Origin of the sequence: Pseudomonas rossensis, from assembly GCF_039888995.1 — a bacterium.
Lineage (GTDB): Bacteria > Pseudomonadota > Gammaproteobacteria > Pseudomonadales > Pseudomonadaceae > Aquipseudomonas > Aquipseudomonas rossensis.
The window spans coordinates 1-8,431 of record NZ_JBBWCB010000190.1 but is presented as its reverse complement, the minus strand read 5'-3'; the positions used below and the strand labels follow the sequence as shown (position 1 = coordinate 8,431).

7 protein-coding genes are annotated in these 8,431 nt (G+C 59.7%); 4 read left to right on the top strand and 3 right to left on the bottom strand.

The window, feature by feature from the left end; translation table 11 throughout:
* Positions 1-119 precede the first annotated feature (119 nt).
* Positions 120-1,070, bottom strand: a complete 951-nt coding sequence (locus WLY71_RS28145; protein ID WP_347806163.1) for a choline sulfate utilization transcriptional regulator — start codon at positions 1,068-1,070, stop codon at positions 120-122.
* 114 nt (positions 1,071-1,184) lie between these two features.
* On the opposite strand from WLY71_RS28145, the gene betC reads away from it, so the two are divergent.
* The 3 genes from betC to WLY71_RS28130 all read left to right on the top strand — a co-directional run bounded on the left by betC (position 1,185) and on the right by WLY71_RS28130 (position 5,346).
* Entirely contained in the window at positions 1,185-2,699 is a 1,515-nt protein-coding gene (betC, locus tag WLY71_RS28140) for a choline-sulfatase (RefSeq protein WP_347806162.1), read from the top strand.
* A gap of 16 nt (positions 2,700-2,715) precedes the next feature.
* Positions 2,716-3,636, top strand: a complete 921-nt coding sequence (choX, locus tag WLY71_RS28135; protein ID WP_347806161.1) for a choline ABC transporter substrate-binding protein — start codon at positions 2,716-2,718, stop codon at positions 3,634-3,636.
* Positions 3,637-3,777: 141 nt separating this feature from the next.
* A complete protein-coding gene (locus WLY71_RS28130) occupies positions 3,778-5,346 on the top strand; it encodes a SulP family inorganic anion transporter (RefSeq protein ID WP_347806160.1) in 1,569 nt (522 codons plus the stop codon).
* An 81-nt stretch (positions 5,347-5,427) separates the two neighbouring features.
* On the opposite strand, the gene aroE is transcribed toward WLY71_RS28130, so the two are convergent.
* Both aroE and hemF read right to left on the bottom strand, forming a co-directional pair.
* Positions 5,428-6,249: a shikimate dehydrogenase gene (gene aroE / locus WLY71_RS28125; protein ID WP_347806159.1), complete on the bottom strand. Its 822-nt coding sequence runs from the start codon at positions 6,247-6,249 to the stop codon at positions 5,428-5,430.
* Between the two features lie 13 nt (positions 6,250-6,262).
* Positions 6,263-7,177 (bottom strand): oxygen-dependent coproporphyrinogen oxidase, encoded by a 915-nt coding sequence (gene hemF / locus WLY71_RS28120; protein WP_149628589.1) that lies wholly within the window; start codon positions 7,175-7,177, stop codon positions 6,263-6,265.
* Between the two features lie 178 nt (positions 7,178-7,355).
* Here hemF and WLY71_RS28115 point away from each other — a divergent pair, with 178 nt between their 5' ends.
* Complete coding sequence (locus WLY71_RS28115; protein ID WP_347806158.1) at positions 7,356-8,333, top strand: NADPH:quinone reductase; 978 nt, start codon at positions 7,356-7,358, stop codon at positions 8,331-8,333.
* The last annotated feature ends 98 nt before the right edge of the window (positions 8,334-8,431 follow it).

Below are 8,431 nucleotides of genomic sequence, written 5' to 3'. Positions count from 1 at the left end.
CTTCAGACTCGTAAAGATCGCAGCCTGCGGCAGCTCCTACAGGGCTCCGCGTATCGGCATCGATCTTTGCCGGGCGCGGCCCCCCTGTAGGAGCTGCCGCAGGCTGCGATCTTTTCGCTTCAAAAGGCAATCGACGGCAGCGGCAGGCCATTCAACGATTGCGCACTGCTGGCCTGCTCAGCCATCAGCCAGTCCACAAACTGTTGAATCAGCGCTCCACGCCGTTTTCGCTGAGGCAGGACCACGTAATAGCCGAGCCTGGAAATGACCGTTTCCGCAATCGGTCGGCACAACAAACCTTGCGCCAGCAAGTTATCCACAAGGTGCCGCCACCCAATCGCCACCCCTTGGCCGCCAATCGCCGCTTGAATCAACAGCGTGTAATTGTCGAAGCGCAATTGCCCAGGCGCTGGTGCCGAAGCAATCCCCAACTCCCGAAATACGCCGCTCCAGTCGAACCAGTTGCTGCTGTTTTCGCCTCGAAGGTGCAGCAGCGGGAACTCGAGCAATGACTGGGACGGCAAGGGCAGGGGACGATCCTTCAACAGCAGCGGGCTGCACACCGGAAAGACTTCTTCGCTGAACAGCCAATGGCTTTCGCCCTGCTTGAATCGGCCATCACCAAACAACACCGCCACATCAATATCGGTGCGCAGCATATTGAGGCTGCGTTCGCTGGTGACCAGGCTGACATCCACTTGAGGATTGGCGGCATGAAAGCGGTGCAAGCGCGGCATCAGCCAATACGCGGCGAAGGCGAAATCGGTGGCGACCTGCAACACTTCATGTTGGTGCTGTGCACTGATCGCGCTCAATCCTGCATCGATATTCTGCAATCCGAGCTGAACCTGCTCAAACAGGATCGTCCCGGCCTCGGTCAATTCGATGCCGCGATAGATTCGGTCGAACAGCCGCGTCCCGAGTTGCTCTTCCAACCGTTTGATCTGCTGGCTGATGGCCGGTTGCGTGGTGCCAAGCTCCACTGCGGCCGCCGTAAAGCTGCGTTGACGGGCCGCCGCTTCAAAGGCGCGAAGCAAATCCAAAGACAAATCACCAAGGGCGTCATACATAAGCTGTGCTTATCCTAGTCATTGCCGCGCATGGGCTTTACCACAAATTGCATGGGCTACATGCTCGATCGCAGCACTCTCGCATAAATATTCACTATGGAATGCCGCGATCACATGAAGCGCAAGAATATTCTTTTCATCATGGCCGATCAGATGGCCGCGCCAATGTTGCCGTTTTACGGCCCTTCGCCCATCAAACTGCCTAATCTCAGCCGCCTCGCCGCCGAAGGCGTGGTGTTCGACGCCGCTTATTGCAACAGCCCACTGTGCGCGCCGTCGCGTTTTACCCTGGTCAGCGGTCAATTGCCGAGCAAGATCGGCGCCTACGACAACGCGGCCGATTTCCCCGCCGATGTACCGACTTATGCCCACTACTTGCGTCGACTCGGCTACCGCACCGCGCTGTCGGGCAAGATGCATTTCTGCGGACCGGATCAGCTGCACGGCTATGAAGAACGCCTGACCAGCGATATCTACCCGGCCGATTACGGCTGGTCTGTGAACTGGGACGAACCAGACGTGCGTCCGACCTGGTTTCACAACATGTCTTCAGTGTTGCAAGCCGGGCCGTGCGTGCGCACCAATCAGCTGGATTTCGACGAAGAGGTGGTGTTCAAGGCTCAGCAGTATTTGTTCGATCACATCCGCGAGGAGGGAGATCAGCCGTTTTGCCTGACCGTTTCGATGACCCACCCACACGACCCGTACACCATTCCCAAGGCTTTCTGGGATATGTACAACGACGCCGACATCCCGTTACCCGAAACTCCGGCGCAGACCGAACTTGATCCGCACTCCCAGCGTTTGCTCAAGGTTTACGACCTGTGGGACAAACCGCTGCCTGTGGATAAGATCCGCGATGCGCGTCGTGCATATTTCGGTGCGTGCAGCTATATCGACAGCAACGTCGGCAAACTCCTGCAAACACTCGAGGAAACCGGCCTGATCGACGACACCATCATCGTGTTCTCTGGCGACCACGGCGACATGCTCGGCGAGCGGGGTCTCTGGTACAAAATGCACTGGTACGAAATGGCCGCCCGCGTGCCGCTGTTGATCAGTGCGCCGGGGCAATTCGGGGCTGGCCGGGTCAGCGCGGCGGTCTCCACTGCTGATCTGTTGCCGACCTTCGTGGAACTGGCCGGGGGTTCGCTGGAGCCGGGGCTGCCGCTGGATGGCCGCTCGCTGGTTTCGCACCTGCAAGGGCAGGGCGGTCATGACGAGGTCTTCGGCGAGTACATGGCCGAAGGCACCATCAGCCCGCTGATGATGATTCGCCGCGGCGACTACAAATTCATCTACAGCGAGGACGACCCTTGCCTACTCTTCGACGTACACAACGACCCGCGCGAACTGGAAGAACTCAGCCAATCGCCGCAACATAGGTCGCTTTTCGATGAATTTCTCGCCGAAGCCCGGGCCAAATGGGATATCCCGGCGATCCACCAACAAGTGCTCGCCAGCCAGCGACGCCGACGTTTTGTCGCCGAGGCATTAACCATCGGCAAGCTAAAGAGCTGGGATCATCAGCCACTGGTGGACGCCAGTCAGCAGTACATGCGCAACCACATCGACCTCGACGATCTGGAGCGTAAAGCACGTTATCCACAACCCTGCCAAAACCAATAATGTTAAGGGGAATGCCATGCGTAGGTTATCCACAGCAATGACGGTCGGGCTTCTGGCTCTGGGCAGTGCGTCGGCGTATGCCGATCAGAGTTGCGAGACGGTGAAAATGGCCGACCCTGGCTGGAGCGACATTGCCGCCACCAATGCCATCACCGGGTTTCTGCTGGACGGCATGGGCTACAAGGCCAAGGTCGACACGCTTGCAGTGCCGATCACCTTTGGCGGCTTGAAAGATGGCCAGGTCGATGTGTTTCTCGGTAACTGGATGCCGGCACAACAGGGCTTCTACGACAAGTTCGTGGCCACCGGCGATGTCACTCAACTGGCGAAGAACCTGGATGGCACCGAATTCACGCTCGCCGTCCCGGATTACGTCTGGGACGCGGGTGTGCATAACTTTTCCGACCTGAACAAATACGCCGACAAGTTCGACAAGAAGATCTACGGCATCGGCTCCGGCGCTCCCGCCAACATCTCCTTGCAGGAAATCATCAAGAAGAACGACTTCGACATGGGCCAGTGGAAACTGGTCGAGTCCAGCGAGCAGGCAATGCTGGCGGAAGTGTCTCGCGCGGTGAAAAAACAGAAGTTCGTGACGTTCCTCGGCTGGACCCCCCACCCGATGAACGTGCAACTGAAAATGCATTACCTGAAGGGCGGCGAGAAATACTTCGGCGACACCGGCAGCGTCCACACCCTGACCCGCAAAGGTTATGCACAGGCCTGTCCGAACGTCGGCAAACTGCTCACCAACCTGAGTTTCACCCAGGAAATGGAGAACAGCATCATGGCCGAAGTGGTGAACAAGAAGGTCAGCAATGCTGATGCGGCCAAGGCATGGATCAAGGCTAATCCGGCTGTGCTGGATAAGTGGCTGGACGGGGTGAAGACAGTGGATGGGAAAGATGCGTTACCGGCAGTAAAAGCCAAACTCTGAACCCTGTGGGAGCGAGCTTGCTCGCGATAGCGGCGTGTCATTCAACATTAGAGTGACTGACAGGCCCACATCGCGAGCAAGCTCGCTCCCACAGGTGTCTGTCCTGCTACTCTTGCGCCAAAACCCCACCCGAGAGGACCCATGGCCTTTCCAAGCCGCCATTCGCTCTTCCCCTTTCTCAGCTGGATGCCCCGGCAAACCCGCGCCAGCGTCGGTCGCGATCTGATCGTCGGCCTCAGCGGCGCGATTCTCGCGCTGCCGCAATCCATTGCCTACGCGCTGATCGCCGGTCTCCCACCTGAATACGGTCTATACGCTGCGATTATCCCGGTGCTGATCGCGTGTCTCTGGGGTTCTTCGTGGCACTTGATCTGCGGTCCTACGGCGGCGATTTCTATTGTCTTGTACGCCAGCGTCAGTCCCCTAGCCGTTCCTGCGTCAGAGGACTACGTCACCCTGATCCTGTTGCTGACGCTGCTTGCCGGCATTTTCCAGTGGCTGCTCGGTTTGCTGCGCTTCGGCGCCCTGGTGAATTTCGTCTCGCACTCGGTGGTGCTGGGTTTCACCCTCGGCGCGGCGGTGGTGATTGCCATCGGCCAACTGCCGAATCTGTTGGGGCTGGAATTGCCCAACCAGGCAACAGCGCTGAACAGTTTGATGATGCTGTTCAGTCATCTCGGCGAAGTGGATAAACCTTCGCTAATGCTGGGCTTGGCGACAGTCGTGGTGGGCGTGGTGTTGAAACTGCTGTTGCCACGCTGGCCGACGCTGTTGATCACCCTGGCGCTGAGCGGATTGCTGGTCTGGCTTTGGCCATCGATGCTCGGCCATGTGAAGTTGGTCAGCGCGTTTGTCGGCCGACTGCCGCCCTTCAGCCCGCTGCCGCTGGATCTGGACCTGATTCTGCGCTTGCTACCCAGCGCGGTAGCGGTGGGCATGCTCGGGCTGGTCACCAGTCTGTCGATTGCCCGATCCTTGTCGGCCCGCTCCCAGCAGTTGCTCGACGCCAACCAAGAGGTCCGCGCCCAGGGTTTATCGAACATGGTCGGTGCGTTTTTTTCCGGATCGCTGTCAGCCGGCTCCTTCACCCGCTCGGGCCTGAGCTACGAAGCGGGTGCCTGCTCGCCGATGGCCGGTGTTTTTTCGGCGGTGTGGGTGGCGCTGTTCGCTATCTTCGGCGCGAATTTGATCGCGCACATTCCGATCCCGGCCATGGCCGGCAGCATTCTGTTGATCGCCTGGGGGCTGGTGGATCATCGCGGTATTCGAGCGTTGTTGCGGGTCAGCCGCGCCGAGTTCCTGGTCATGGCGCTGACCTGTGTCGCCACGCTGCTGCTGGAATTGCAGACCGCGATTTACGCTGGGGTGCTGGCTTCGCTGTTCTTCTACCTCAAACGCACCTCGCAACCGCGGGTTCAGCATTGGCGGGATGGGGATGAAGACATTCTGCGGGTTGGTGGTTCGATCTTTTTCGGCGCCAGCCATTACCTGCAAGTAAGCCTGCAACGGATGCACGGCGCGCGCGTGGTGATCGAAGCGCAGCAGATCAACTTCATCGACTATTCAGGCGTGGAAATGCTGCACCAGGAAGCGCGGCGGCTGCTGCGGCAAGATCGCAGCCTGACCCTGCGGCGCGCGCGGCCGCAGGTGGTGGAAGAGTTGCGCAAGCTTGAAGGCGCGGAGAAATGCCCGATCCGTTTCGAAGACTAAAAAGATCGCAGCCTGCGGCAGCTCCTACAGAGTGAACGCCTATCCCATGTAGGAGCTGCCGCAGGCTGCGATCTTTTGACTTTAAAGGGCCAACTGTCGGCGAAGTTCGGCCAACACTGGCGCCGTATCCGGACGCACACCGCGCCACAGATAGAAGGCTTCTGCCGCTTGTTCAGCGAGCATCCCCAAGCCATCCATCGACACCGCCGCGCCATGTTCACTGGCCCAACGGCAGAACGAGGTCGGCTCCTTGCCGTACATCATGTCGTAGCACACCGTTTTGCCCGGCTCGATCAAACTGCTGGCAATCGGCGGTACATCCCCTGACAGACTGGCGGACGTCGCGTTGATGATCAGGTCCACCGATTCCTTCAACCAATCGAAACCACTGGCCGACACCGGCCCCAGATCCGCGAACAACTCAGCCAACAGTTCGGCTTTTTCCACCGTGCGGTTGGCAATGACTACCGAAGCGGGTTGCTCGGCCAGCAACGGCTCCAGTGCACCGCGCACCGCGCCGCCAGCACCGAGCAGCAGGATGCGTTTGCCTTTGAGGCTGAAACCGGCGTTGACCGTCAGGTCCCGCACCAGTCCGGCGCCATCGGTGTTGTCGCCCAACAGGCTGCCATCAGCGAGTTTGCTCAGGGTGTTCACCGCACCGGCGCGTTGCGCCCGCGCCGTCAGACTGTTCGCCAGACGATAGGCCTCCTCCTTGAACGGCACCGTCACATTCGCCCCCCGACCTTCGAGGAAAAACGTCCGGGCGCAGGTGGAAAAATCGTCGAGGGGCGCCAGCAACGTGCTGTAGTCAAGTTTTTGAGCTGTCTGCTCAGCGAACAGACGGTGGATCAGCGGCGACTTGCTGTGGCCAATCGGGTTACCGAATACGACGTAACGGTCCATCAGAATTCCTCGTTCAGGCCTTGGCCAACCAATCGCGGTCTTGCAGGAAGTACTCGGTCAGCCGTGCTTCTTCGCTGCCCGGCTCGGCTTTCCAGTCGTAGCCCCAGCGTACTTGCGGTGGCAGGGACATCAGGATCGACTCGGTACGCCCGCCCGATTGCAGACCGAACAGCGTACCGCGGTCGTAGACCAGGTTGAATTCAACGTAGCGCCCACGGCGGAATTCCTGGAACTCACGCTGTTTGGCAGTAAACGCATCATTTTTGCGGCGCTGCACGATCGGTAGGTAGGCGTCGATGAACGCGTCACCGATGGCACGCATGAAGGCGAAACTGGTGTCGAAGTCCCATTCGTTCAAGTCATCAAAGAACAGGCCACCGATGCCGCGCGGCTCGTGGCGATGCTTGATGTGGAAGTAGCTGTCGCACCAGGCCTTGTAGCGCGAGTAAACATCCGGACCGAACGGCGCGCAGGCCTGTTCGGCGACGCGGTGCCAGTGCACGCAGTCTTCTTCATTGCCGTAATAAGGGGTCAGGTCAAAGCCACCGCCAAACCACCAGACCGGTTCTTCGCCTTCTTTTTCAGCGATGAAGAAGCGCACATTGGCGTGGGACGTGGGCACATGCGGGTTGTGCGGGTGAATGACCAGCGACACGCCGAGGGCTTCAAAGCCACGACCGGCCAGCTCTGGCCGATGAGCGCTGGCGGACGGTGGGAGACCGCTGCCGAAGACGTGGGAAAAGTTGACGCCACCCTTTTCGATGACCGCGCCGTTTTCGATCACCCGGGTGCGACCGCCACCGCCGGCAGGCCGGGTCCAGGCGTCTTCGACGAACTGCGTGCCGCCGTCTTCAGCTTCGAGGGCCGCGCAAATGCGGTCTTGCAGGTCGAGCAGGTAGGCTTTTACGGCCTCGGTGCGGGTCGTCATGTCATCACCTTGAATCGGGCAAAGCTACGCGGCGTTCCATGGGAGCGGGGCCGGCGCAAATGGGCGCGTAGCATAACATCGCAGATGGGCCTGCCGCAGTTGACGAAGATCAAGCTTCGGAGTCCGATAGGGAGCTTCGCGCTACAACTCTAGTAACTAAGACCTAAGGAGAGTTCTGATGGCAAAGCGTATCCAGTTCCGCGCCCATGGCGGCCCTGAAGTACTCGAGTATGTCGATTACCAACCCGCCGAACCCGGCCCGCAGCAGGTTCGCGTCACCAACAAGGCCATCGGCCTGAATTTCATCGACACCTATTACCGCAGCGGTCTCTATGCGCCGCCAGCCCTGCCATCGGGCGTGGGCTCGGAAGGCGCGGGCGTGGTCGAGGCGGTGGGCAGTGAAGTGACCCGGTTCAAGGTCGGTGATCGCGTGGCGTATGGCAGCGGTCCATTGGGCGCCTACAGCGACGTTCACGCGCTGCCGGAAGCCAACCTGGTCCTTCTGCCGGACGCGATCAGCTTCGAACAGGCCGCCGGCGTAATGCTCAAGGGCCTGACCGTGCAGTACCTGTTGCGTCAGACTTATGAACTCAAAGGTGGCGAAACCATCCTGTTCCACGCTGCCGCGGGTGGCGTCGGTTCCCTGGCCTGCCAGTGGGCCAAGGCCTTGGGTGTGAAGTTGATCGGCACGGTCAGCTCACCGGAGAAAGCCGCACTGGCAAAGGCCAACGGCGCTTGGGCGACCATCGATTACAGTCATGAAAACGTCGCACAGCGCGTACTGGAATTGACCGACGGCAAAAAAGTCCCGGTGGTGTACGACGGCGTGGGCAAGGACACTTGGCTGACTTCGCTTGATAGCGCGGCGCCTCGCGGTCTGGTGGTTAGCTTCGGCAATGCGTCGGGTGCGGTAGACGGGGTGAACCTGGGAATTCTGTCGGCGAAGGGTTCGTTGTACGTGACCCGGCCTACCCTCGCGACTTACGCCAACAATGCTGAAAACCTGCAACGCATGGCGGATGAATTGTTCGAGATGATCATCAGCGGCAAGCTGAAGGTGGACATCAGCCAGAAGTATCCATTGGCCGAAGCGGCGAAGGCGCAGACCGAGTTGTCGGCGCGACGCACGACGGGTTCGACAGTGTTGTTGCCTTAAGGGCCTCTTCGCGAGCAGGCTCGCTCCCACAGGGTATTTGTGATCGACACCTAACCAATGTGGTAGCGAGCTTGCTCGCGATGAACGATGACGCGGTC

Coding starts and splice junctions, on each gene's coding strand:
- WLY71_RS28145 (WP_347806163.1), bottom strand. CDS start 1,070: ATGTATGACGCCCTTGGTGATTTGTCTTTGGATTTGCTTCGCGCCTTT.
- betC (WP_347806162.1), top strand. CDS start 1,185: ATGAAGCGCAAGAATATTCTTTTCATCATGGCCGATCAGATGGCCGCG.
- choX (WP_347806161.1), top strand. CDS start 2,716: ATGCGTAGGTTATCCACAGCAATGACGGTCGGGCTTCTGGCTCTGGGC.
- WLY71_RS28130 (WP_347806160.1), top strand. CDS start 3,778: ATGGCCTTTCCAAGCCGCCATTCGCTCTTCCCCTTTCTCAGCTGGATG.
- aroE (WP_347806159.1), bottom strand. CDS start 6,249: ATGGACCGTTACGTCGTATTCGGTAACCCGATTGGCCACAGCAAGTCG.
- hemF (WP_149628589.1), bottom strand. CDS start 7,177: ATGACGACCCGCACCGAGGCCGTAAAAGCCTACCTGCTCGACCTGCAA.
- WLY71_RS28115 (WP_347806158.1), top strand. CDS start 7,356: ATGGCAAAGCGTATCCAGTTCCGCGCCCATGGCGGCCCTGAAGTACTC.